Here is a 24,139-nt window from a genome sequence, read left to right as displayed (position 1 = left end):
AACGCTTACCGACCGGCGACCGACACAGACACAGACGGCCACCGATATACGAGACCGAAACGAACCGAATGAAAACACGCACTCGCCCTGTAAAGTCCCTGGTCAAGAAGTGTGCTCCCCGCGCGAGCGGGGGTGGTCCGGCCGTCCAGTCGTTGGGGAAGAGCAGGACGGTGTGCTCCCCGCGCGAGCGGGAGTGGTCCGAGCAGCAGCATGCTGGCGCGCGGGCCGGGATGTGCTTCCCGCGCGAGCGGGGTGGGTGCTCCCCGCGCGAGCGGGGTGGGTGCTCCCCGCGCGAGCGGGGGTGGTCCCAAGAACAGGCTGTTCACCATCGCGCACTGGTCGTGCTCCCCGCGCGAGCGGGGGTGGTCCCTGCGCCCACACCAACTGGATGTCCTCGCCGCGGTGCTCCCCGCGCGAGCGGGGGTGGTCCGCCGCCATGGCCACCACCCCTCAGCCGACCGTGGTGCTCCCCGCGCGAGCGGGGGTGGTCCGGCCCTGCGCGACCCGGGCCAGCCGTGGCAGCAGTGCTCCCCGCGCGAGCGGGGGTGGTCCGGCAGGCGAAGCCGACGATGACCGCTCGGCTTCGTGCTCCCCGCGCGAGCGGGGGTGGTCCCCGGGCGACATGCTGTTTTGGGGCTACCCGGCGGTGCTCCCCGCGCAAGCGGGGGTGGTCCCGTCCGGGCCTGGTGGTGCCGCCGGGTTCGTCGGTGCTCCCCGCGCGAGCGGGGTGATCCAGGGTCGATAGCAGCCACGGCCGAGCCCTGTGGCTGCCGGTCTGTCGCGGATGCGTACCGTTCGGACGGGCGAATCCCTGAGCGGCAGGTGAAGGCACGACCGGCCGGGGAGTCGACGGGCCAGACGAACAGATACGGGATCGGCTATGGCGGACCCGTCCGGATGCGGATAAGTATGCACATAGGGCTCGCGCAAGTCGGGTCACAACCGGGTCGGCAAGCCAGGACCGGGCCCTGACCCTGGACGTTGGACACCAGACACACTTGGATCCTGATGATCCGGGTGGACAGGAGTCCCGTTCAGATGGTGATGAAGCACTACCCGCCGGAGTTCCGGGCCGAGGCGGTCGCGCTCTACCGGTCCCGACCCGGTGTGACGATCAAATCGGTGGCCCAGGACCTGGGCGTGAACCACGAGACGCTGCGCAACTGGATCCGGCTCGACGACGCACAACGCACCGAGGCGCCCGCCTCCACCGCGAGCGCCTCGGCTCCGGCCTCGCCGGAGGACGAGAACGCCGCACTGCGCAGGCGGATCCGCGAACTGGAGGAGGAACGCGACATCCTGCGCAAGGCGGCCCGGTATTTCGCAGGGGAGACGCGCTGGTGAACCGCTTCGGGTTCGTCTCCGAAAACCGACGCCAGTACGGCGTGAAGCGGTTGTGCCAGGTCATCGGCCTCGCCCGGTCCAGCTACTACCACTGGAAGGCCACCGCCCCGGACCGGGCGGCCCGCGCCGCGGCCGACGCGGACCTGGCCGCGCGCATCCGGGTGATCCACCGCGAGTCGGCGGGCACCTACGGCGTCCCGCGGATCACCGCCGAACTGCACGACACCGGACACGAGGTCAACCACAAGCGCGTCGCCCGCGTGATGCGCGGCATCGGGCTGGCCGGGCTGCGGCTGCGCCGCCGGCACCGCACCACTCTCGCCGACCCGACCGCGGTCAAGGCCCCGGACCTGCTCGGACGCGACTTCACCGCCCAGGAGCCCAACACCCGCTACGTCGGTGACATCACCTACCTGCCCATCGCCGACGGCACCTTCCTCTACCTCGCGACCGTGATGGACCTGTGCTCGCGCCGCCTGGTCGGCTGGGCCGTGGCCGACCACATGCGCACCGAACTCGTCCTCGACGCCCTGCACGCGGCGCAGCGGACACGCGGCAGCCTGGCCGGGGCGATCTTCCACAGCGACCACGGAGCCCAATACGGCGCCAGGGCCTACGCCGACGCCTGTCGCACCGCCGGGGTCACCAGGTCCATGGGCGCGGTCGGCAGCTCCGCGGACAACGCCGCCGCCGAAAGCCTCAACGCCTCCTTCAAACGCGAAACACTGCAAGGCGCCCGGAGTTGGGGCAGCGCAAGGGAAGCACGGCTGGCGGTGTTCGGCTGGGCGCACCGCTACAACACCCGACGGCGCCACTCCCACCTCGGCCAGATATCCCCGATCGACTACGAGAACAGCCTGCTACCAACACCGGTTACGCTGACCCCAGCCGCATAACCCCGTGTCCAACATCCGGGGTCAGGGTCCACCCCCGGATGTCCCGATTCGGCTTAATCGCTCGCACATGCACGGGACTCGGTTGACACCCGAGTCGACACGGCGAAGGCGGTTGAACGTAACATTCGCGAGAGCCCGCAAGGTTGGCATGTGCATCGCTTGGCCAGCCTCGGACGCATCACCCGCCCGAGGGGGTACTAGCAGATCGACACGGCGCAAGGTCCGCAGAAGTGCGGACTGCCCAGGTCATAGCGGGATTCGTCGAAGGTACCGGCATGACTGTACGATCCGATGGCACCCATTTGGCTGATCGGGTTGGCCAAGGGGCAAACTGTCTGGTCTACTGGTCCATCCAGGCAATCAACTGTCGGGGGCTGCCGTGAGCGTCCACAATAGAGGATTTGCAGGAGTAGACGGCGTTCTGGTGTCCGTCGACGATCGCTTTCCGACTCGCCGGCGGACACGTCCCAAGCCTCGCCCGACCTCTTCTGATCAGATCGCATTTCGCTCTTTCGGGCTCCGTTTTCTCCATGAGACCCCTGTGGCGGTCCAGCCAGCCTATCGCTATTCGCATGAACTCCAGGTGGTGGTTTACGACAGCCCACGAACACACGTGGTGCTGGCGGGCACGTCCAGCGGGGGAACCGACGGTCCGACAGGCGACGAGGAGATGGACTTCCACCAGCCGGATGACGAGTCGCAGTGACGGTGTTGGTCATCAGCGGTGACTCCGACCCCACGGTCAACCGCGTCGTGCTCGAACTTCGTGATCGCGCGGTGCCGGTCTTCCGATGTGACGTCGGATGGTTTCCCACCGGTCTGTCACTGGACGCGGTGCTCGACGAAGGTCGGTGGCGGGGTTCGTTGACCACGCCTCACCGCAGCGTCGATCTCGACGCCATCAGATCGGTGCTGTTCCGCAGTCCCACGGGCTTTACCTTCGACGCCGGGGTGTCCGCGGCCGAACTGCGGCACATGCGGATGGAGGCCAGGTTGGGGCTCGGCGGCGTCTTGGCGTCCCTGCCCGTGCCGTGGTGCAACCACCCCGCCCGTCAGGCCGACGCCGGATACAAGCCCTGGCAGTTGACGGTCGCCGCGCAGTGCGGCTTCTCGGTACCCACGACGATGATCACCAACGACCCGAAAGCGGTCCACCGGTTCACCACTGACTTTCCGCAGGTGGTGAACAAGGTCCTCGGAGTCAATCGGATGGACGACGGGCCGGTCACGAGGATCGCCTACACGCGCTTGCTGGAGTCTGCAGACCTGGCCGACCTCACCGGGGTGGAGACCACGGCGCACCTGTTCCAGGAGTGGGTCGAGAAGTCTTTCGAGGTACGCCTGATCGCCGTCGGCGCCACCCTGTTCGCGGTGGCGATCCGCGCGCACAGCGCCGCCGCCCGCATCGACTGGCGCAGTGACTACAGCAACCTCTCCTACTCGGTGATCGACCCGCCCTCGGACGTCGTCGCCTCGGTCGGCCGTTTCCTTACCGCGTTCGGGCTCATGTTCGCCGCATTCGACTTCGTCGTCACACCAAGTGGTCTGTGGCGATTCCTCGAAGCCAACCCCGCAGGCCAGTTCGGCTGGCTGGAGGAAGCCGCGGGCGTGCCGGTCAGTGCCGCCATCGCCGATATGCTGGCGGGAACGGCATGACCCGGGGCACCCCACGACAGTCCGCGCACGCCGCCGAACGCAGCAGCGTCACACAGGCCGGGCGGGACATCGTGACGATCCACAACACAACACCGCCACCGGACCTGACGAGAATGGTGTCGGTCGAACCACCGTGGGACCGACTCGACCACGACGTCCGCGGCCGCACCAGCCTGGTGGACCACCTGGCCCGGATGACCGCGGACGGCACCGGCCAGCTCATCGTGGTGCACGGCGGCGGCGGATACGGCAAGACGACACTGGCACTGCACTTCGCCGCCCGGATGCGCGAACGCGGTGTCACCGTGTGGTGGGTACCGGCTCACGATGAGAGCGGTGTGGCCACCGGCATGCGGGAAGTGTGCTCGCGCGTCGGCGTGTCGCCGGAACACATCCAAGCCGCCTGGACAGGCCAGACCTCGGCTCCGGACCTGCTGTGGAGAAGCCTCGCCGACCTACCGCACCCATGGTTGCTCGTGGTCGACAACGCCGACGATCCCGAACTCGTCGTCTCCACCCGCTCCACCCGCCACACGGGGCCGAGTTGGCTGCGCAGCACCAAGGGCAGCAACGGGTCCGTGCTGATCACCAGCCGCGACGGGCGACGGCAGGCATGGGGACCGCACGCGTCACTGCTGCCGGTACCGGCACTGGACCCCGACCACGGCGCCCGTGTCCTACTCGACCTGACCCGTCGGGACGCCGGACAGTTCGCCGCAGCGCGTGCCGTCGCCGACCGCCTGGGCGGCCTTCCGCTGGCCCTGCGGCTGGCCGGCCTGCACTCGGCGCGCATGGCGACCGCACCCCCGCTACCCGGCCTGAAACCCGTCCGGAACTTCGACGACTACCTGGCCTCCCTCGACGAACACTTCGTCAACACGGTCGAAGCCGCATCACCGCACCCTTCCGAACGCAGAGAGCCACGAGAGTTGATCACCGAAACCTGGGAACTGTCCTTGGAAGCGCTCCGGCAACGCGGACACACGGAAGCACGCACAGTGCTGCGCCTGCTGTCCTGCTTCGCGCACAGCCGGATCCCCTACCGGCTGCTGGACGCCCGCGTCATGGCGACCTCCCCCCTGTTCACCGGGATCACACCGGAGAAGCTGCTGACCCTGCTCCAAGCCCTCGCCGAACTGGGTCTCACCGAACAGACCCGAGGACCACACCAGTCCCCGGAGCTACAGGCGGCCGATCTGGTACTGCACCCGGTGGTCCGGGAGAGCAACCGTCACCACCGCGACGTCGTGGACAACCTGGCCGAGTACGCCAAGGTGACAGGGGCACTGCTGGACTCCGCCACCCGCGACCTGGACCACGAGGACTCCACCACCTGGGCGCAGTGGCAGGCACTCGCACCACACTGCACCGCCCCGCTACGACTGTGGGAGGAAGCAGGCACCGAAGCCCCCGACCACGCGGACCACATCCGCGTCGCCGCCCTGAGCACCTTCCGGTGCGGACGGTTTCTCTACCAATGCGGCCTCTACTCCCAGGCCGAACACGAACTGACCGCAGCCCTGGAGCCCCAGCACAAGATCCTCGGCGACACCCACCCCGACACCGTCCGCACCCGCGTCACCCTGGCCTCGGTTCTCACCACCGAGGCCAAGTTCGACGCCGCCGACACCGAATTCCACACCGCCCTCACGATCCAGACGAAACTCCTCGGTCACGCGCACCCCGACACCCTGGACACCCGCAGCCGACGCGCCGTGGCCCTGCGGGCCCGCGACCGCCTCACCGAAGCCGAAGCCGAGTTCCGCGCCGTGCTGAACCACCAGGTCACCATCCTGGGAGCCGAACACCGGCAGACCCTCGACACCAAGAACCGACTCGCCCACCTCATGCACCTGCAAGGCAAAGCCGAGGAAGCGGAAGCCGGGTTCCGCGCCGTACTGGCCGCCCGAGAGATCGTGCTGGGCAGACACCACATCAACACCCTGGACTCCCGCAGCGAACTGGCCTCCCTGCTCCATGTCCGAGGAGACCTCGCCGACGCCGAAGCCGAATACCACCGACTCCTCGCCGACGAACGGGAAGCCCTGGGCGAGGACCACCCCAAGACACTGATCGCCTACAGCCACCTGGCCATGCTCCGCCACGACCAGAACAAGATCGACGGCCTGGAACAACTGTACGAGGAAGTCCTCGACAAGCAGAAACGCGTACTCGGCCCGACCCACATCCACACACTCGCCACCCGCCACAGACTGGCGAAATTCCACTTCGAAAACTCACGACTGGAGACGGCTCGGCAAGAGTTCGAGGATGTACTCCACGAAAAAACGGAAATCCTCGGCGAGGAACACCACGCAACACTTATCACCCGCGAGTACCGGGCACTCACCCTCGCCGCCCTGGGAAACACCCAGACCGCCATCGAGGAACTCAAGCTCCTGCTGACGATCCGACTCCGCACCACAGGGAAGAACCATCCCCTAACATCGGCAACGCGCGCCAACTTGGCGGCAGTCAGCAATCGATCTGACACAAACCGGAAACTCGACGCCGAGATACTGTAATAAATTTTTCCAACCAAGCGAGCCACTAGCATCAGCACATCTTTACGTCCAACCGGAACGCTACGCGATCAGATGCAATGGCCGAAGAAAACGGTACGGCGCGAGCGCAACCAATACATCATGGACATGAAACGACCGCCACCGCACACCCTGGCTGCGCCTCCCAAGCGACAGAGCCAGAGGTCGACTTCCCGCTGTTCCGCCGGCGGCGAAGCAATTCCGCATCGGTCTGCCGCATCACGACCGCACCGAAGCATACCAACATTCACCTCGCCTCCACCTCAACAGGCCAAGGGTTCGACCACGCGGCACCGGAATTCGTTGTTACGCGTACCAATACGCGGCGTGATGGCATGGACCCGTCGCCATGAACGAAGTCCTCAGGTGCTCCCCGCGCGAGCGGGGTGGTCCTGGACAGCCGCGGACCTGTGGACCCGGATGCGCCTGCTCCCCACTCGAGCGGAGGTGGTCCCCCATCCGCCGTGGCCTGGTTCGCACCCAACGCGTCTTCCCCCGCGTGAGCGGGTGGTCCGACGTGCTTGTTGGAAGCCGCTCCCTGCCCTGCCTTCCCCCACGCGAGCAGGGATGTGGTCCACCATGGCCAGCCCGCACCACCAGACCGGAAAAACTCAGCGCCGGCCCAGTAACTATCGGCGCCCGTGTCACGCTCAGACCTGGCGAAGACATCGGACGACCATCGATATACGAGACCGGAACGAACCGAATGAAAACACGCACCCCGACCTGCAAAGTCACTGGTCAAGAAGTGTGCTCCCCGCGCGAGCGGGGGTGGTCCCCCGGCCCGGCGCGCGGGCTGGTGGCGCGACGCGTGCTCCCCGCGCGAGCGGGGGTGGTCCCGGGATATCGTACTCGGGTTCGTAGCTCAGCTTGTGCTCCCCGCGCGAGCGGGGGTGGTCCCACGAAGTTCCGCACGAGCGAATCGAGCCCCAGGTGCTCCCCGCGCGAGCGGGGGTGGTCCCCCGCGACGAGGTGATCGCGACGCACGGCGAGCGTGCTCCCCGCGCGAGCGGGGGTGGTCCCGTGGGCCGCTGGACCACCCCCAGCGGGCACCGGTGCTCCCCGCGCGAGCGGGGGTGGTCCCAGGTCGGGGCGGCAGGCGAGGGGGTGCTTGATGGTGCTCCCCGCGCGAGCGGGGGTGGTCCCCGGGGGAGGTCGAGGACCGGCCCCGCCAACGGGTGCTCCCCGCGCGAGCGGGGGTGGTCCGCCGGCGCAGCAAGAGCTTGACGATCACCAAGAGTGCTCCCCGCGCGAGCGGGGGTGGTCCCACCGGCGAACTGCGGCGCCGCGGCGAGCCGGGGTGCTCCCCGCGCGAGCGGGGGTGGTCCCCTGGGCGTGATCCTGCTCCTGGCCCTCGTCGCGTGCTCCCCGCGCGAGCGGGGGTGGTCCGTACCGGGTGCGCGTCACCCTGCGCGCCGACATGTGCTCCCCGCGCGAGCGGGGGTGGTCCACACCAGCCCGCCGCGTACGGCCTTGCCGACCGCGGTGCTCCCCGCGCGAGCGGGGGTGGTCCACAGCTCGGTCCTCTCGGCCGACAACGAGCTGGGTGCTCCCCGCGCGAGCGGGGGTGGTCCCGCCACGCTGCCGCCGACGCGGATCATGCTGGGGTGCTCCCCGCGCGAGCGGGGGTGGTCCCACCATTCCGATCATGAGCCGGAAACTCGCGTCGTGCTCCCCGCGCGAGCGGGGGTGGTCCGTTCTTCGCCTCCTTGAGGTCGCGCAGGATCTTGTGCTCCCCGCGCGAGCGGAGGTGGTCCGGCGTCCGCGATCGCGCTGCCGGTGATGGCCAAGTGCTCCCCGCGCGAGCGGGGGTGGTCCGCTCGCCGCACAGCTGGAGTTGACCATCCCGGCGTGCTCCCCGCGCGAGCGGGGGTGGTCCCGTCTTGCTCTCGTCGTACTTGGCGCGGTCGCCGTGCTCCCCGCGCGAGCGGGGGTGGTCCCAGGCGCTGCTGGACCGCCTGCTGGATCGGCGCGTGCTCCCCGCGCGAGCGGGGGTGGTCCCAGGTGGGACAGGTCGGCGAGCGCGAGGCGCGGGTGCTCCCCGCGCGAGCGGGGGTGGTCCCGCGGCGCACTGGCGCGAGTCGGACCACTCGGCGTGCTCCCCGCGCGAGCGGGGGTGGTCCGAAGTCCGGACCCGACGGGATGACCGGCGGGCAGTGCTCCCCGCGCGAGCGGGGGTGGTCCTTGGATTGGCCATAAACGCCATACCAATAGCGCGTGCTCCCCGCGCGAGCGGGGGTGGTCCGGTCACCGCCGGGACCAGCGAGCAGCCCGTGAAGTGCTCCCCGCGCGAGCTGGGGTGGTCCCGCGGCGGTCGTCGAGTCGTGGACGGCGCTGGGGTGCTCCCCGCGCGAGCGGGGGTGGTCCCGCCGGGTGAGTCGTGCTCAGGTGAGCCACCCGGTGCTCCCCGCGCGAGCGGGGGTGGTCCCGCGCGCACCGCCTCCTCACCACGGCCGCCCACGTGCTCCCCGCGCGAGCGGGGATGGTCCTCGTCACCGACTCCGGAAAGCCGCACGTGGTGTTGGAGTCCCCGTGTTGCGGGGCCCGCGCCTGGTGGCCCGTTCTGTCCCTGCTCTACGACCACGCGAACGGGTGGCCGCCGTATGTCCGGTGCGGCCGGACACACGGCGGGTTGCCCGTGGAATCGGACCAGGGGTGTGACTGGCGCTGGCGGGTCACGGTCACCACGGACGGGGGTGTTCCCGTAGAGGTGATCTGGACCGCGTAAAGCACAGCGGGCCCGTAGACGAGTACCGGGCGGCTGGGGGGGCGCGATGCCACCCCGGCCGCTTTCGTTGTGACAGGGGGCCGCTCAGCGCCGGGCCGAGTGGTTGACACACCGGTCCCGTGTGGCACGTGAACCGGGTGACGTACGGGCGGGCCCGGCGGCTACTCGGCGGACCCGGCCGGGGGCATCGGGGTACGTGGCTGCCAGTCGGTGACGGTGGGCCGTTCGCCCCCGGTGGCCATGAATTCGTGGGCGGCTCGGCGGACCGCCTCCAGCGGGATTTCGCAGTCACCGGGAAACTCGGTGTCGTTGTTCATGTAGTAGTACAGCAGCGTTTCGTCGGGACTCCAGCCCGGGCTCGGGGCCGTGCCCTTGCTGAACCACTCGTCATGCCCGGCCGCGTAATAGAGCGCACCCCGACCCGTCTGCCCGTGAATCCCGACGTTGAGCCCGCGTGCGGGGTTTCCGATCACGTACAGGTCAACGAGGATGCGGCCTTCCCACCCGGTCACCACGTCCACCACCGCGTCCAGTTCGGCCGGGGTGCGCACGATCGTGGGGCCGTCGTGGTCCACGTCGTACCAGGCTTCTAGCTCCACCACGGCTGTGCTCCTCCTGTGTAGCGGGTGCGGGTGCGTGTCCCGTTGACGTTGATTCCGTGCACGGTCAGTGTGGACCCTTCGGGGAGAAGGACCGGCACGAGGGTGTCACAGTTCAGCGCCCCTTACAGGTCACGTGATTGATGACCACTGTTGCGTGTTTGATCCCCCGGGCCGCCATGTCGGCCGCCAATTTCATTTCCACGTCACCGGACCGCAGGGTGGGACGCGGTATCTTTTTGTCCGCGAGCTGTTGTTTCACCAGCGCGGATCGCGCGTCCATTCCGCTAGTGATCTCCTGAACGGTGCCGTCCGGGCCGATCCACCGGCCGTGGGTCCGCTGCCCGGTGTTGGGCACCACGGGCGGGGGCAGCTCGCGCCGTAGCGCCTCGATGCGTTCGGGCGGGATCACGGGCGGGTCGTCGGGTTCGACCTGGCGGGCCGGGGGTCGTTGCGGCGGCTGCGCCGGGGGTGGCTGTGTCGGGGGCCGTGTAGGCCGCTGAGCAGTCGGGGCCGGGTCGGGAGTGCCCATGGTCGCCAGGTGGTCCGCGTAGCTCTGGGCGGCTTTCACGGCCTCGTTGAGCAGCGGCCAGTAGTGGCCCTTGCACGCGTCCACCACCCCTGTGAACGCGGCCAGCACCTGTTCCCCGTCCGGCCCGAGGTGCCGCGCGCCGTCCAACGCACGGGCCAACAGGTCGTGTGCCTCCCGGGCCAGGTCTTCCGCCTGTTCGAGCGCGGCCCGCGCCTGCCCACCCTTCGCGCACGCGGCCCGGACCTGTGCCGCCACCTCCCGGGTTAACGCCACCCCGCCCCCTTTCCCTGCGGCGTGAGCGTGGCACAGGGCACCGACAGTCACTCGACCGACACGACATGTGGCGGACTTGCCCACTTGCCCACTTGCGGGGGGTATGGGGGAGGTGGGCAAGTGGCGCGACTTGCCCCCGACTTGCCCGCCTCCCCTACACCTGGGCAAGTGAGCAAGTCCGCAACCCTCGGTACGTGGCACTCACCGACGCGGGCGAGTCGTCCAGGACGATCTATGACCTGTTCCGGGGGATCTTCCGGTACGCGGTGGTCAAGGCCCCGCTTGCGGTCAACCCCATGAACGGGGTCGAGCCTCCCAAGCGTCGGCGACTCGTCAGGTGCACCGCACTCCCATGCTTGTTCCACCCTGCCCGGTGCGTCAGTTCGACGCGCCGGACGACTCTCGTTCGCCCGTAACGCCAGCCCATTCCGACCAGACCGGGCCCAGGGTGTAGCGGCCGTCGTTCTTCTCCAGCGCGCGGAGCTTGACCAGCGCCTTCGCCACACGGTGTGTCGTGGGCAACGGCAACTCGACCGCACGGCTCATCTCGGTCAGGTTCAACGGCCGGTCCTCGTGGGCGACCAGCTCCAGCACCTGGAACGCACGCTCCAGCACCGAGGACCGGCTGTCGCTGCCGGCCACCGCTTCCCGATCCGCCGGACTGCACCCCGACCACGAAGTGGTCGCCGCCGTACACGAACACTTCGGATTCCTGCTCTTCAGCGCCCAAGGGCACACAGCCATACTCGACGGCGACCCCGCCTCACCGGCATGGACAACACCCGGCGGACACCACTTCCCGACAGGCAGCGGCGCCGCGGCACCGACCCTGATCGAGGCGGTCACCGAATTCCTGAACACCCAGGAACGCCCCACCTGCGTGACCTGGCACCAGACACAGCCGTCGACCCCGTGAACCACCACCTCGCCAGCGAGATAGTGCAGCACACCGGCGGGTTTGTCCGTTCCGCCTGAACCCTTCGGGGCATGAGCGCGTTGAACTGCGGTCCGAAAGCTAAGTCCGGGTGCGGGTGCGCCGGGGGCCGCGGGTCTAGCCTTCGGATCGCGGGTTGCGTCAGCCGCCAGGGAAGTAGGGGCGGTCGCGCTAGGACTGTCGGGGACCGGTCCGGTTGGTCCAGCGCAGAGGTTCGGCGGCGGTGTCCAGCCAGGTCGTTGGTGCCGGTTTGGGGCGGTGGTAGTCGGCGTCGAGGAGGGCTTCGCGCTGTCGGATGGTCAGCTTCGAGGTTGTGGCGTGGAGTTCGGTGGGGGTGTCGCTGGTGATCAGGGCGGCGCGGGAGAAGGCGAATGGCAGGGCCGTCGTGCGGTGGAACAGGATCATCGCGCCGCTGCGGCGGTGTTCGGCGAAGGCGGCCGCGGTATTGCGGCGGGCCTGTTCGGCGGTGGCGACGGGTTTGCGGTAGGTCTTGCCGCCGAAGGCGTGTTCGCGCCGGTAGGAGCTGTGCGGCAGGACCGAGGGCTGCCGGCAGCGCTGGTCGATCCCGTGCGCGACGGCGTCGCGGGAGCGGATGGGCCGGTAGTCGGTCGGGCCGAGGCGGCGGGCGATCTCGGTGGCGAAGGCGCGTTGGTCGTTGGGGCCGCCGGCGGCCAGGCGCCGGCGGCCCCAACGGGCGGAGGAGTCCGGCCAGGGCGACGGCGTCGGGGTAGGTGGCGGCGAACAGCCGTGACGGGCTGAAGGTGCTGGTCTCGGTGCCGGGCGGGATGAGCAGCCGGGCGCGGCGGTCCCGCTGGTGGTGGGCGTCGGCGGGGCCGGTGGGGTCGTGGTGTTGCCAGCGGTGGGCGCAGATGAAGAAGCCGGTGAGCACGGCGTCGTAGGTCGCGTCCGGGCCCAAGCGGCGCAGCAGCCGCCGGTGGGTGTGCTGGGCAAGCACCACCTGCTCCGCCCCGGCCTGCTCACGCAGCCTCACCGCCGTCCCGGCCAACCCGACGACCAGGTGCTTCCCGCCGTCGAAGGCGACCCGGTCGCCCACCCGCAGCACCGGCCGCGCCGCGCCCGTCACCGGCTCACCACCGCTCTGGTGTGCGGCGGCGGCGACAACCCGACGTGCAGCTCGCGCCGCCAGAGCAGGTGGAACAGCACCGGCGGCACCGCGATCGGATCGCCGACCAGCGCCGCGCCCTTCAGCAACCCGACCGGCTCGGCGGACACCTCCCGCGGCGCGGCCGCGACCCCCGGCAGGTCGTGGCGCGGGTACCGGTCACCGGCCAGTCGGCGCACGTTGCCCACCACCACCGGTTCGACCGCGTCGACCACCTCGTAGCGCCAGCCCAGCCCAGCACCGCACAGGCCCGCGCCGTCGCCTCGAACGCCACCCGGTCACGCGGTCCGACCTGGTCGGCCGGACGGCAGTCCAGCGCCGACCCGTACGACAGCCGCGCGAGGTAGTCCGGCGCGTGCGAACACCGCGCGCCCTCGACCGTGGTGAAGAACAACCAGAATGGCTGCGACACGATGCCCATCACCGCCGGGTCGAAGTCCAGCAGGATCAGCCGGTCGCGCTCCAACTACGACTCGAACCCCACCACCGTGCCCGTCGTGGCCGTCCACCACCGCCCCACGTGGTGCCGCTGCCCCTTGACGAGGACCCATGCACCGGCCGGCACGACTCCAACGGTACCGACCACACCTCGGCCAGACCCACCCGGTAGTACTCGCCGTCATCGTCCGCGAAGACCGGCTCGAACCCCTCGGGCGCCGGGGGCGCACCACCTGGCAGCACATCCAGCTCCGACATTCCCCCGGCCGGTCCCCGCCGCGCTCACAGCGGCCCGAACGGTAGGCCCGAACACCCGAAGCGTGGTCCGAACGGTAGGTCCGGACGACCGACGCCCTGGTTGTCCGGTCTTGCTTTACGGATTCGGTGGTTGACGGCCGTCGCCGCGGACGCCGAACCGCGCCGTCGTTCTGTCGGCGACGGCGTCGTCGCGGTGTTGGGCGTCGGTTGGGGTGTTGTCAGGCGGTTTTGCGGATGAGGCCGGTGTAGGCGGCGATGGTGAGGGTGGCCAGGGCCCAGACGATGGCTTGCAGTGCCCACAGCAGGTAGGTGAATGCCTGGCCCTTCCGGGTGCCGGTGTCGAGGTCGCAGCGGGCGCGCAGGCCGGTGGCGCCCAACGGTAGGCCGCGGTCGATGCCGAGGCCGATGAGTTCGGCGGTGGAACACGGGATGCCTGCCGCGGTGGTCGGGGTGTTCGGCGGCGTGACGCGTTCGGCGGCGTGGTGTCCTGCCCGGGTGGGGACTTGTCCGGCGGTGTAGCCGGTGGCGCCGGCGAGGAGCAGGACGGTGAGTAGTGCGGTGACGAGGCGGTGGGCGCGGTAGCCGTAGCGGCCCAGCCAGCCCCACAGCCGGTGCCGTCCGCGGGCGAGGTGTCCGCCGAGGGCGTCGGGGGTGCGTCGGCGGAGGTCGTCCTGTTGGGTTATGAGGATGTGGCGGGCGTTGTTGTCGTGTCCGGCGGCGCGTTCGACGGCGGCGAGTTGTTGGTAGGGCTGGGGCAGGTAGCCGGGGGTGTGGTGCACGAGCAGGTGCAGCCACTGCCGCCACGAGATGTCCCGAAGCTGGGGGAACACCAGCCCGCGCGCGACGAGTTGGCGGGGGCTGTCCGGGCAAGGGCGGGTGCTTGTTGTCTGGCCGGCCTGCGGGCACACCAGCACGGCGGGCAGGAACAACGCCCCGTCCACCCTGGCCTCCGTCAACACCAGCAGCGGTCCGGACTCGTTGGTCAACCGCGTTCCGGTCAGGTAGGCTTGGCCGCCGATGTGGGCGCCGAGCAGTCGTAACGCGCCGCGTTCGCCGCTGCCGGTGAGGTGCGCGTCGCTCAGCAACAGGCTGCCGTCGGTGCGGACATCATCGGCGTTCAGGGCGGGGCCGGTGGTATTGGTGACGGTGGCGCGTTCGAGGTCGAGTTGGCCGTCGATGTGGGCGCCGAGCAGTCGTAACGCACCGTCTTCGCCGCTGCCGGTAAGGTGCGCGTCGCTCAGCAACAGGTCGTCGTCGGTGCGGATGCGGTCGGCGTCCAGGGCGGGGCCGGTGGTATTGGTGACGGTGGCGCGTTCGAGGTCGAGTTGGCCGTCGATGTGGGCGCCGAGCAGTCGTAACGCACCGTCTTCGCCGCTGCCGGTAAGGTGCGCGTCGCTCAGCAACAGGTCGTCGTCGGTGCGGATGCGGTCGGCGTCCAGGGCGGGGCCGGTGGTGTTGGTGACGGTGGCGCGTTCGAGGTCGAGTTGGCCGTCGATGTGGGCACCGGGCAGTCGTAACGCACCGTCTTCGCCGCTGCCGGTAAGGTGCGCGTCGCTCAGCAACAGGTGGCCGTCGGTGCGGATGTGGTCGGCGTCCAGGCCGGGGCCGGTGGTATTGGTGACGGTGGCGCTGTCGAGGGCGAGTTGGCCGCCGATGTGGGCACCGAACAGCCGTAACGCACCGTCTTCGCCGCTGCCGGTAAGGTGCGCGTCGCTCAGCAACAGGCTGCCGTCGGTGCGGACATCATCGGCGTTCAGGGCAGGGCCGGTGGTGTTGGTGACGGTGGCGCTGTCTAGGCCGAGTTGGCCGCCGATGTGGGCACCGAACAGCCGTAACGCGCCGCGTTCGCCGCTGCCGGTGAGGCGCGCGCCGCGCAGCAACAGGCTGCCGTCGGTGCGGACACTCTCGGCGTTGACGTCGGTGATCGTGCTGTGGCGCAGGTCCACCTGGTGGAGTCGGGCGTGTATGCAGGTGATGCCGTCCGGTAGTGAGCAGGCGAGGAGTGCGAGGCCGGTGACCGCGATGACGTGGTCCAGGTCCAGCTCTCCGACCACTCGCACACCCCGGATGAGTACGCCGCGGGGATCGAGTTCGCCGCGGCGGCCCATCAGCAGTTCCCGGATCAGTTCCGCCCGCACCCGCAGTCCCGGGTCCTCGGTGTCGGCGAGTTGCCCGGGCGTCAGGTCAGTGTCGGGTCGTGTCCAGGTGCCCCGGCAGGCTGCGGCGACGACCGCTTCCTCCAAAGGGCTGAGGTTGTCCAGGACGGGCGGGGTCTGCGATTCGCTCACCCGCCAACTGTGGATCACGCGGGTCTGCCGGTGGTAGTCGGCTGTCGGCGTGTTCCGGTTGTGGATCGCCTACCGGACACCGTGACGTCCGGACTGCTCCGCCGGTCGAGGTCTTCCCCAGGATCGTTCCGCCGGGGATGTCCCGTCCGCTTGAACATGGCGGTGGACCGACCCGTTGAGCTGCGATCCGTCGACCAGGCCCGAACGACCGGCCAGCCGGCGCACGTTGCCCGTCACCACCGGCTCGACCGCGTCGACCACCTCGTAGCGCCGGCCCGGCAACGCGCACGCCCGCGCCGTCGCCTCGAACACCACCCGGTCGCGCGATCCCCACAGCGGCCCGAACGGTAGGTCCGAACACCCGAATCGTGGCCCGAAAGGCAGGTCCGGAATCCGAAGAGTTGGGCCGGTCCGGACAGGGTTGACCGCGCGCACGACGGCCCCAATGTCGTCGAGGTCAGCCGGCTCTCCGCTGCGGCGCGACACAGATCGACGCGAGTCGACGATGTCTTCGACATGGATGGACGGAAGCTGTGACCAGAGCGAACGAGACGAAGCGCGATCCGCTCCGGGTCGATTCCCTCGGCCCCTGTTAGTAGCCGTTTCCGAGCTAGTGGCGTTGGGTGAGTCGGCGGCTGGTGATGCGGATCATGGACCAGCGGACCATGGCCTCGTGGTGGTGGGGTAGGCGTTCGTAGTCGCGGACGCAGCGGCGGTGTCCGGTGATCCAGGCCAGAGTGCGTTCGACGACCCACCTTCTGGGCAGCACGGTGAAGTAGGGCACTTGCGGACGTTGGACGATCTCCACCACCAGGCCGAGGGTCTTGCGGGCCCAGTCGATCAGGGGTCCGGTGTAGCCGCCGTCGGCCCACACCAGCGCGGTTCGTTTCCCGGTGGTGTCGCGCAGTCGCCGCAGCAGGCTGCGGGCGGCGACCCGGTCCTGCGTCGAGGCCGGCGTCACCAGCACCGCCACCAGCAGCCCCAGGGTGTCCACGACGATGTGCCGCTTGCGGCCCGCGACTTTCTTCCCGCCGTCCCAACCACGGGTCGCGCGGCCGACGGTCTCCGCGGCGCGCACCGACTGGGAATCCATCACCGCGGCCGACGGCGTCGCCGCCCGTCCCTCCGCCAGGCGGGCCCGGTCGCGCAGCGCGTCGAGCAGTCGCTGCGTCGCCCCGACCTTCTCCCAGGCGGCGAAGCGCTTGTAGACCGTGGGCCAGGGCGGGAAGTCCATGGGCAGGGCACGCCATTTGATGCCGTTGTCGACCACGTAGAGGATCGCGTCGACGATCACCCGGCGGCAGTGCTTCTCCCACCGCCCGCCCCGACCGGCCAGGCACGCCGGGTCGGGCAGCAGCGGGTCGAGTTCGGCCCACTGGGCGTCGGTGATGTCGGTGGGATACCGGGAGACACGGCGAGCGGGCTGGTGGGAGGCGGCCAGGCGGCAGCACGGGGTACCCGCGGTGGAACCGCCCGCGGGGATCGGGCACGATAACAACGGAACTCCTGGTGGAACGGCGCATAGACACCGTCCGATCTACCAGGAGTTCCCTCGTCTGCGCACCAAAGAGCCTCCGCCCGACCAAGCTCGGATACAGCTACTTACTCCGGCAGGCCGAAGTCCGGCGATGCTTGTCACGTTGTCGAGTCGGAGTTGATCCGTCGGAGCCGGGTCGGAGTGACGCCGAGCCTCGATCTGGAGGTAGGCATCCGCTCTCTACGGACGTGCGGGGTGACGTGTCGTTCCGTGGAAACTTCAGGTGTTCTGGACGCACCGGGCTGACGTGCCGCAGGTTGCGCCGTAGACCTCCGTGGCCGCCGACGGGTTCATGATCAGGTGGTGCCGTCGGGGGCTTCATGTTCGACGGTGGGTATTTCTGTGGTGGGTGTGTCGGGCTGCATGTCATCGAGCCTTCGCAGCCCGTCCAGGATGCGGGTCATGAAGCTCTGTCCTCCCGGCGTGTCGAGGAGCAGTGTGGTGACCTCGTTGCGGGTTTCGGCAGGTACTTCGTCCGGCTCCGCCTTCGCGGTCGAGGGCTCGGTCGGGTTGTGAGGGCGTGATGAGGTGTCGGGCCGGATGTCCGGCGCGGCAGGCGGGGCTGTCGGCTCCTCGGGTGGTTCCGGAGGCGCGGATGTCGCACTGCGGTGTGGCTGTTCGACGAATGCCAGGCCGGTCGTGGTCGTCAGCGCGGAGAATGCCCGCGCTGCCTGGTAAGGGTGGGTGAGTTCCTTGATCTCCCGCGCTGTGGCGAACCTCCAACCGGTCACCAGTCGCGGGTCGGAAGCGATCAGCGTGTCGGCGTGCGCACGCGTGATCCGTCCGCAGTCGAAGGTCAGGTGCAGGCCCGGTTCGCGGTGCGGGATCGCGCCGGGCAATGTGGGCCGTTCGTGGTGGATCGCCACCACCATGCCGGGCTCGGTGTCCACGCCGAGCTGCATCGACACCAGGCGGCGCAGTGCCACGGCCGGGGAGTTCAGGTGGGTGGGGACCTCGCCGCCGGGGAGCCGGAAGAACCGGTCCCGGGTCCATGGTGGGGCGATGATGAGCATGCGGTCGTCTTCGTCGCGCAGCAGCGCGGAGACCCACAGCCGACAGCCCGGCACGGTGTCAGCCACCGGATGTGGCGGGCCGGACCGCGACGTGTGAGGCGGGGTGCTCGTGGCCGCGCGGGTGTCGAGGGCGCGGTACACCGACATCTGCCGCCGCCGGGTGCCGGGTGTCGACCGGTTCGGTGTCGGTCCGGTGGAGGGGTGGGCACTGCGGGCAGACGGGCCACGAGCACCAGGTGTAGGCGCCGGACAGGGCGGGCATGCACAGCGCGCCGCACAGGGCGCGTACTCGGTTTCCCATGTGCGCGGAGCTGTGGGTCGGGGCGTCGGCGGCCACGAGGTGGCGCTGTTCGGTGAACACGCCGGGTTGGTCGATGACACCGTGACCGGCCGGCGCCGTGTCGGACACGGTGTCCGGTGCTGTCGTCCGTGCCGGGGACGGGCTGCCTGGCCTGCGGGCCGGGGCGCGGGTCCTCGTGGCACCGGTCTGCGGGGCGGAGTCGGTGTCGGTCGTCGCGGCGGTGTGCGGGTGTGTCGCGTCGGCGGTATGCGGGGTCGACGACGCCGCGAGGGAGCGGGCCCGGTTCGGCGGCGGGGTATCTCGTGCCCGGGTCTGTGCGGCCGGGGGCGTGCTGCGGCGGTCGTCGGGGGCGGGTGGTGTCCCGGCGGTGCGTCCCGGTGCCGTGGTTGTTCGACGGGTGGGCGCGGGGGCCGGTGTCTTGTATCCGGTGGCGCGGGTCGGGCGCCAGCGGGTGGGGCGGGTCCGGGGCGTGGGCATTCGGATTCCTCGTGTTTGCCGCGGGGGTGTCGTGCGTGATGGGTGTACCGGGCCCACCCGGGTGGGTGGGCCCGGCCGCAGCACCTCCTGCCCGTTCCCGGGCGCGGTCGATGCCGTCGGGGCGGCGGAGCCCTTCCTCCGGGTGGAGGTCGCCGAGATCCGTTGCCCCGAAGTCCGGTGCGGGTCGCCGATGCCGCTTCTCCGGCGAACGCCATGGCGTCGCCGAGGAGGTCAGCGGTGGTCGACCAGCGCGATGGGGCTGCCGCCGGGTGGGGTGGGGTTCTCCCCCGGCGGTGACCGTGAGGCGGTAGCCGGCCGGTCCGGGGCGGCCGGTGCGTTCCCACCGCGCCCACAGCTCGTAGAGGTGCCGCCACGCGTCCTGGGTGCGTCCCCCGGTGCGCACCTCACGGGTGCCGGGCAGGGCCCGGGTCCACGCCGTGTGCGCCGGGTCGAGCAGCAGGTGGCCGGCGCGATCGGTGGTCAGGTGCCGGTGGCCGTGGGGTGATCACCGTGAACCCCGGGCGCGAACACCTCCCGCGGCAACGCCCGCAGGGCCGCCGCCAGGCGCGGGTCGGTCAGGATGCCGTCGTGGCGCATCCGGTCGACCATCAACCGGCGGTACTGCACGGCGGAGAGATCGCCGTCCGGGGCCGCCGTGGAGGGACGTCGGAAGCGGTCGAGCGGGATCACCTGCGCGACGTGCCCGGGGTGGCCGGGTGGTTCGGACGCGGAAACGGACACGACAACTCGCAATCAGGTGAACAGCGGAAGAGGTGGGAGAAGGTCGGGAGCCCTCGACCGACCGCCTGGAGGCGTGGGCGGCGGCTGTGGAGGGCTCCCGACCGGGAGACGAGGACCGGCCGCGCGGTGCCTGCGGTGGCACGACCGCCCGGCAGGTCTGGCTGCCTGTCGGGCTCGGCGCCAGCCGGTCCTCGTCGTGGTGGGCGCGCCGGCTCCCGCTCCCGGAGTCGGGTCCGGAGCGGCATGCCGGGCGGATCCGCCCACCGGTCTAGTGGTCCGCGCCGGTGTCGTGACCGGCACGGTTCCGGTCGGCACTCGACGGGATCGGCAGAGAGCGAGGTCCTCGCGACGCCGCAGCGCGGCATGGTGGCGTCGAGGCGACCGACGGGATGACAACCGGCGGGATGACAGCGGTCACCCCGTTCCCCCGGCCGGGCGGACCGGCGTGCCGACGCCGTCGGGCAGGGTGTGTCGCCGTCCGGTCTCCGGGGGGATCAGGCGGTCGCGGATCGCGCGGTAGAACCGGCACGGCACGGTCTGCCCGCGCCACCACGGCAACCGGCGTCCCCGGCACAGGGGGCAGCGTCCCCGCTCGTCGGGCGCGTGCCCCGCCAGCGCGTCCCGGACCGCGCCGAGCATCCCCGGTACCTCGATCCGGGCGATCGAGGCGAGGGCGTCGTCGTCCCCGGTCTCGACGACCCGCGCCACCGCGTCCAGATAGACACCGATCTCCTCGCCCATCACGGTGTAGGTGATCATGTCGTTGCCGGACCTGCGCGCGGCGCTCACCGCGACGCCTCCACCGGCACATCCGCCGAGGTCGCCGTCGAACGGTCCAGGGGGTCGAGCAGGAACGCCTGGCGTCGGGACTGGGGTGGAATGCCGACCGCCGCACGCCACGTCGAGTCGCACTCCGCGCACGTCGCCTCGCACCGCAGCCTCCTGCCGGTGTCCATGACCAACTCCTTGTGACACAGCGTTTCGATGCACTCGCCGTGACCGGCGTCGACGGGGATCGCGTGCCGCTCACCGTCATGCGGGTACCAGCGGAACGGCTGCGTCACGATCCCCACCCCGCCCCGCCCGCAGGCGAACCGCCCAGGTCCATCGCGTCGCCCAGCGCCCACCACAGCGCGCGCACCGCGCCCGCGACCGGCGGCCACCAGTCGATCAACCTTTGCCACATCGCCACCACCTCCAAGCTCGTTGTCGGTGTGGAGGCAGGTCCCGCCCCCTGCGAGGGGCACGAGGCGGGACCGCCAGCACGTGGGCCCTGATCCGGCAGTCACCGAATCGAGGGCGGTACCCGGACCGTGAGGACTCCGGGGGTACGGTCCGTCGGCAGGCGTGAGCACCATGAACCGTGGTTAGGACTCTAAGACTTAGAGCACTAAGACGCGACTAGCCTGATCGGGTGATTCATGCCGTGTGGCCGACTGTCAGCCGATGATCAGAAAGGCGACCGTGGATGGTTGTGTCCGACGCCCCGACGGCGATCCGGAGGTGGATCGCGGGAGACCTACGCGCCCTGCGCATGACACGGGGCCTCAAACGCAGGCAGGTCGCGGACCATCTGGGTAAGAGCGAGGCGGCGATCGGGCACTTCGAGACCGGGTTCAGTCTTGCGAGCGCCGCCGAGCTGGACAAGCTGCTCGACTTCTACGGCGTGCCCGAACGCAAGGAGTTCTTCCGCGAACTGCGCCGTGCGGCCAAATCCGGCCGCGACTGGTGGCTCTACCTCGGCGACGTCGTGCCGGACTGGTTCAACCTCTACCTCGGGGTGGAACGCGCGGCCCAGCGCATCGAATCCTACGACGCCTTGTGGGTTCCCGGGCTGCTCCAGACCGAGGATTACGGCCGCGCGCTGATCAAGGAAATCAATCCCGGCATCGACGCGGACCGCCTGGACCGTCAGATGGAGTTGCGCGCCGGTCGGCAGAGCATCCTGGAGCGCTCCACACCGCAGGTCAGCGTCCATACCGTGATCGACGAGTCGGCGTTGCGCCGACGGGTCGGCGGCCCATCCGTCCTCGCCCGCCAACTCGACCACCTGCTCGCCCTGCGCGACCACCCCCACATCACGGTGCAGGTCCTGCCCGCCACCCACGGCGGGCATCCGGGCGCCGACGGGACCTGCACACTGCTGACCTTCCCACCCGAGCTGGAGCACGACCCCGGCCTGGTCTACATCGAGACCGCCGTGCGCGGCATCTACGTGGAGGACCACGACGAGCTGCAAATCTATCGCGAACGCCTGGAGCGATTGAGGACGATCGCCGCCGATCCGGCACACTCGACCGAGCTGATCGCCAACGCCCGGAAGGAGCTGACAGCCGCATGACCGACCCGCAAGACCTGCTCGGGGCCGTCACCGACCCCGCAACGCTGACCTGGCAACGGTCCACCTTCACGCAGAACACCTGCGTCGAGGTCGCCCAGGTGCCCGGCGGTGCCCTGTTCCGTAATTCCACCATCGAGAACTCACCCGTGGTGCCCTACACCACCGACGAGCTCCGCGCGTTCATCCTCGGAGTGAAGAACGGCGAGTTCGACGGTCTTCTCGACTGAGTCCGAACCCGTCGTCGCGGCGACGGTGTCCCGGCCTGTCCCAGAGGCCGGGACACCGTCATCCCGACAGGCGGGCCACCCCGCCGCGGCGAAAGTACACCGCCCCTACTCGTGCTCCGATGTCCCGGGATTCAGGAGCCGGCGTTCGAGGTCAGGACGTACCGGATGCGGCTGTTCAGCCTCCTCACAACAGCCAGATCGCAGTATTTCCGGCCTTCCCTGGCCAGTTGCCGCAGAGCGTGATTCACCCGGTCGGAACGCACACTTCCCATCGTGGCCAAGGCTTCGTGACCGAGAGCCACGGCGTGGCGCGAGTCGTCGCGCGCCATCGTCAACATCGCGAGATTGGCCTGGGCCAGCACCCTGCCGCGAGAGTATCCAGGCGGGAAGCCCACAATAGAGGCGTTCAGGCGGTCGCAGGCGTCCCTGCGGTCGTCACCTCCGAATCGAGGTGCAGCAGCGCTCTTCCGGCGTCCCGTTCGAGGTGCGCGCGATCGTAGTACCTCGCCCACGCGGGTCGATCGTCCGACGCCGCCGTGTCGAACAGGTTCCACGCCCGATCTAGTGCGGCGCAGCAGTCCGCGCGCGAAGACCCCGCCACCGACCAGTCTCTGAGTGCTTCAGGCGTCCGGCGGCGCGGAGTCGGGGTCGTCGGGGCACGGCTCCAGGAAGTGGAGGAACCCGGCCGCGTCGCGGAAAGTCCAGACGATCCCCGTGTTCTCGACCGCGATGTCGTCGTGCTCCAAACCCACCTCCAACTCCTCCGGAGAGGGCATCGTCTCTCCCAGCGCCGACGTCGCCTTATTGATCACATCGAGGACGTTCGCGGTCATCAATCCCATGACCACGCTGAGCGGGATGAACTCAGCGGGGTCCTCACCGACCTCAAGCGAGGGCGAGTAGGCGAAGGTGGGCAACAGCTCGATCTCCCGACTACCCCGGGGGTTGAGCCTGAGCCGCACACTTCCCACCACGCTACCGTCGTCAAGCGAACCGGTGGTGCGTCGCTCCTGCACGATCTCGAACTCCTCGTCGTTCGGGACCACGATCGGCCCGATGTCGACCCCGGCCCGACCCACGACCCGAACGGCGCGGTGCTTGTCGGCGTTGGACAACCACCTCAACCACTCCAACGGCGACTGATACGGCATCGACAGCCGGAACGGCTGAACGGACTCCACCAGATCCCAGAACGCCGGAGAAACAAGCGGTCTGAGGTCTCGCCGCCTGTTCTGGAAGCTCCCGTCCTCGACGGTCGCCAACGGAAAGCTCACCAAGTGGGGATTGTCCGGAATACCCCCGTGCGACACCGCCGCAGCCCAGAACGTGTAGTCCAGCGCCGCCCGCAGGTTCGTGAGCACATCCCCCGCGATGACGCTCCACCGCTCGGGGAACGGCTTCAGAACCCTCAACCGCCACTGGATCTTCAAGAACTCCGCACCGCGGTCGCTGCGGTTGTCGAACCGGACGTAGTCATGCGACTGGCCCAAGCCGAACTCTCGGCCCTCACGAGCCAACACCCGCTGATGCTCAAGGGCGCGAGCCTACTTGATCCATGCCGACCGTATCACCCCGGCATCCTAGGCTGCCGGATCCGCAGCTTCAGCCCGTCGATCAAAGCGGGCAGGACCGGCCACCGATATACGAGACTAGAACGAACCGAATGAAAAACCACATTTCGACCTGTAAACTCCCTGGTCAAGAAGTGTGCTCCCCGCGCGAGCTGGGGTGGTCCGCGAGGCGGAAAAGCACTCCCGCGATGAACGCGGTGCTCCCCGCGCGAGCTGGGGTGGTCCGTTGCGCCGCTACGGGGGCTAGACCTAGCAGGAGTGCTCCCCGCGCGAGCGGGGGTGGTCCGAAGACCACGACCACGACCACCTGATCCCTGGG

The 24,139-nt window shown here is 69.7% G+C and carries 21 protein-coding genes and 3 CRISPR repeat arrays (1 of these 24 running past the window's edge); of the genes, 6 read left to right on the top strand and 15 right to left on the bottom strand.

What is annotated here, in order from left to right; translation table 11 throughout:
* Nucleotides 1-111 precede the first annotated feature (111 nt).
* Nucleotides 112-674: a CRISPR direct-repeat array (repeat unit 28 nt; unit sequence GTGCTCCCCGCGCGAGCGGGGGTGGTCC).
* 364 nt (nt 675-1,038) lie between these two features.
* The 3 genes from ACFP3R_RS32185 (at nt 1,039) to ACFP3R_RS32175 (ending at nt 6,421) form a co-directional block, all read left to right on the top strand.
* Nucleotides 1,039-2,240, top strand: a protein-coding gene (locus tag ACFP3R_RS32185; RefSeq protein WP_380641634.1) for an IS3 family transposase whose coding sequence is annotated in 2 segments (ribosomal slippage) — nt 1,039-1,330 and nt 1,330-2,240 — 1,203 coding nt in all. Because the reading frame shifts where the segments join, the coding sequence is not laid out codon by codon here.
* Nucleotides 2,241-2,942: 702 nt separating this feature from the next.
* Entirely contained in the window at nt 2,943-3,896 is a 954-nt protein-coding gene (gene tgmB, locus ACFP3R_RS32180) for an ATP-grasp ribosomal peptide maturase (RefSeq protein ID WP_380641632.1), read from the top strand.
* A complete protein-coding gene (locus ACFP3R_RS32175) occupies nt 3,893-6,421 on the top strand; it encodes a tetratricopeptide repeat protein (protein WP_380641630.1) in 2,529 nt (842 codons plus the stop codon). Before tgmB ends, ACFP3R_RS32175 begins: the two co-directional genes overlap by 4 nt.
* 767 nt (nt 6,422-7,188) lie before the next feature.
* Nucleotides 7,189-8,928: direct repeats of the CRISPR family, unit length 28 nt; unit sequence GTGCTCCCCGCGCGAGCGGGGGTGGTCC.
* 400 nt (nt 8,929-9,328) lie between these two features.
* On the opposite strand, the gene ACFP3R_RS32170 is transcribed toward ACFP3R_RS32175, so the two are convergent.
* From ACFP3R_RS32170 to ACFP3R_RS32155, 4 genes are all read right to left on the bottom strand, one after another.
* On the bottom strand, nt 9,329-9,769 hold the full coding sequence (locus tag ACFP3R_RS32170; RefSeq protein ID WP_380641628.1) for an Imm1 family immunity protein: 441 nt from the start codon (nt 9,767-9,769) through the stop codon (nt 9,329-9,331).
* Entirely contained in the window at nt 9,757-9,867 is a 111-nt protein-coding gene (locus ACFP3R_RS32165; protein WP_380641626.1) for a DddA-like double-stranded DNA deaminase toxin, read from the bottom strand. The genes ACFP3R_RS32170 and ACFP3R_RS32165 overlap by 13 nt, the downstream gene beginning before the upstream one ends.
* A gap of 14 nt (nt 9,868-9,881) precedes the next feature.
* Nucleotides 9,882-10,571: a DddA-like double-stranded DNA deaminase toxin gene (locus ACFP3R_RS32160; protein ID WP_380641624.1), complete on the bottom strand. Its 690-nt coding sequence runs from the start codon at nt 10,569-10,571 to the stop codon at nt 9,882-9,884.
* Nucleotides 10,572-10,949: 378 nt separating this feature from the next.
* Nucleotides 10,950-11,213 (bottom strand): helix-turn-helix domain-containing protein, encoded by a 264-nt coding sequence (locus ACFP3R_RS32155; RefSeq protein ID WP_380641622.1) that lies wholly within the window; start codon nt 11,211-11,213, stop codon nt 10,950-10,952.
* Here ACFP3R_RS32155 and ACFP3R_RS32150 point away from each other — a divergent pair.
* A complete protein-coding gene (locus tag ACFP3R_RS32150) occupies nt 11,116-11,487 on the top strand; it encodes an Imm1 family immunity protein (protein WP_380641670.1) in 372 nt (123 codons plus the stop codon). The two genes, ACFP3R_RS32155 and ACFP3R_RS32150, sit on opposite strands and share 98 nt — an antisense overlap.
* A 189-nt stretch (nt 11,488-11,676) precedes the next feature.
* Here ACFP3R_RS32150 and ACFP3R_RS32145 read toward each other — a convergent pair whose 3' ends face one another.
* The 9 genes from ACFP3R_RS32145 to ACFP3R_RS32105 form a co-directional block, all read right to left on the bottom strand.
* A complete protein-coding gene (locus tag ACFP3R_RS32145; RefSeq protein ID WP_380641620.1) occupies nt 11,677-11,910 on the bottom strand; it encodes a hypothetical protein in 234 nt (77 codons plus the stop codon).
* 675 nt (nt 11,911-12,585) lie between these two features.
* Nucleotides 12,586-12,843, bottom strand: a complete 258-nt coding sequence (locus ACFP3R_RS32140; protein WP_380641619.1) for a hypothetical protein — start codon at nt 12,841-12,843, stop codon at nt 12,586-12,588.
* A 699-nt stretch (nt 12,844-13,542) separates the two neighbouring features.
* On the bottom strand, nt 13,543-15,612 hold the full coding sequence (locus ACFP3R_RS32135; RefSeq protein ID WP_380641617.1) for an AsmA family protein: 2,070 nt from the start codon (nt 15,610-15,612) through the stop codon (nt 13,543-13,545).
* Between the two features lie 610 nt (nt 15,613-16,222).
* Entirely contained in the window at nt 16,223-17,110 is an 888-nt protein-coding gene (locus ACFP3R_RS32130) for an IS5 family transposase (RefSeq protein ID WP_380641615.1), read from the bottom strand.
* Between the two features lie 335 nt (nt 17,111-17,445).
* Entirely contained in the window at nt 17,446-18,228 is a 783-nt protein-coding gene (locus tag ACFP3R_RS32125; protein WP_380641613.1) for an NUDIX hydrolase, read from the bottom strand.
* Nucleotides 18,229-19,420: 1,192 nt separating this feature from the next.
* Nucleotides 19,421-19,681 carry a hypothetical protein gene (locus ACFP3R_RS32120; protein WP_380641611.1) on the bottom strand — a complete coding sequence of 87 codons (261 nt, stop codon included), beginning with the start codon at nt 19,679-19,681 and terminating at the stop codon, nt 19,421-19,423.
* Between the two features lie 414 nt (nt 19,682-20,095).
* Nucleotides 20,096-20,470, bottom strand: coding sequence for a hypothetical protein (locus ACFP3R_RS32115; RefSeq protein WP_380641609.1), 375 nt, complete (start codon nt 20,468-20,470; stop codon nt 20,096-20,098).
* Entirely contained in the window at nt 20,467-20,745 is a 279-nt protein-coding gene (locus ACFP3R_RS32110; protein ID WP_380641607.1) for an HC3 family zinc finger protein, read from the bottom strand. Before ACFP3R_RS32110 ends, ACFP3R_RS32115 begins: the two co-directional genes overlap by 4 nt.
* On the bottom strand, nt 20,742-20,867 hold the full coding sequence (locus tag ACFP3R_RS32105; protein ID WP_380641605.1) for a hypothetical protein: 126 nt from the start codon (nt 20,865-20,867) through the stop codon (nt 20,742-20,744). Before ACFP3R_RS32105 ends, ACFP3R_RS32110 begins: the two co-directional genes overlap by 4 nt.
* Nucleotides 20,868-21,155: 288 nt before the next feature.
* On the opposite strand from ACFP3R_RS32105, the gene ACFP3R_RS32100 reads away from it, so the two are divergent.
* On the top strand, nt 21,156-22,022 hold the full coding sequence (locus tag ACFP3R_RS32100) for a helix-turn-helix domain-containing protein (RefSeq protein ID WP_380641603.1): 867 nt from the start codon (nt 21,156-21,158) through the stop codon (nt 22,020-22,022).
* The gene (locus tag ACFP3R_RS32095; RefSeq protein ID WP_380641601.1) at nt 22,019-22,249 is read left to right on the top strand and encodes a DUF397 domain-containing protein; all 231 of its coding nucleotides are present in this window, start codon (nt 22,019-22,021) and stop codon (nt 22,247-22,249) included. Before ACFP3R_RS32100 ends, ACFP3R_RS32095 begins: the two co-directional genes overlap by 4 nt.
* A 131-nt stretch (nt 22,250-22,380) precedes the next feature.
* On the opposite strand, the gene ACFP3R_RS32090 is transcribed toward ACFP3R_RS32095, so the two are convergent.
* Nucleotides 22,381-22,611, bottom strand: coding sequence for a hypothetical protein (locus ACFP3R_RS32090; protein ID WP_380641599.1), 231 nt, complete (start codon nt 22,609-22,611; stop codon nt 22,381-22,383).
* Between the two features lie 258 nt (nt 22,612-22,869).
* Nucleotides 22,870-23,769: a hypothetical protein gene (locus ACFP3R_RS32085; protein WP_380641597.1), complete on the bottom strand. Its 900-nt coding sequence runs from the start codon at nt 23,767-23,769 to the stop codon at nt 22,870-22,872.
* Between the two features lie 187 nt (nt 23,770-23,956).
* Nucleotides 23,957-24,139: direct repeats of the CRISPR family, unit length 28 nt; unit sequence GTGCTCCCCGCGCGAGCGGGGGTGGTCC (it continues 394 nt past the right edge of the window).

Source organism: Saccharothrix lopnurensis, assembly GCF_042658445.1.
In the GTDB taxonomy this organism is placed as follows: domain Bacteria; phylum Actinomycetota; class Actinomycetes; order Mycobacteriales; family Pseudonocardiaceae; genus Actinosynnema; species Actinosynnema lopnurensis.
This window is presented reverse-complemented; position numbering and strand designations above follow the sequence as displayed.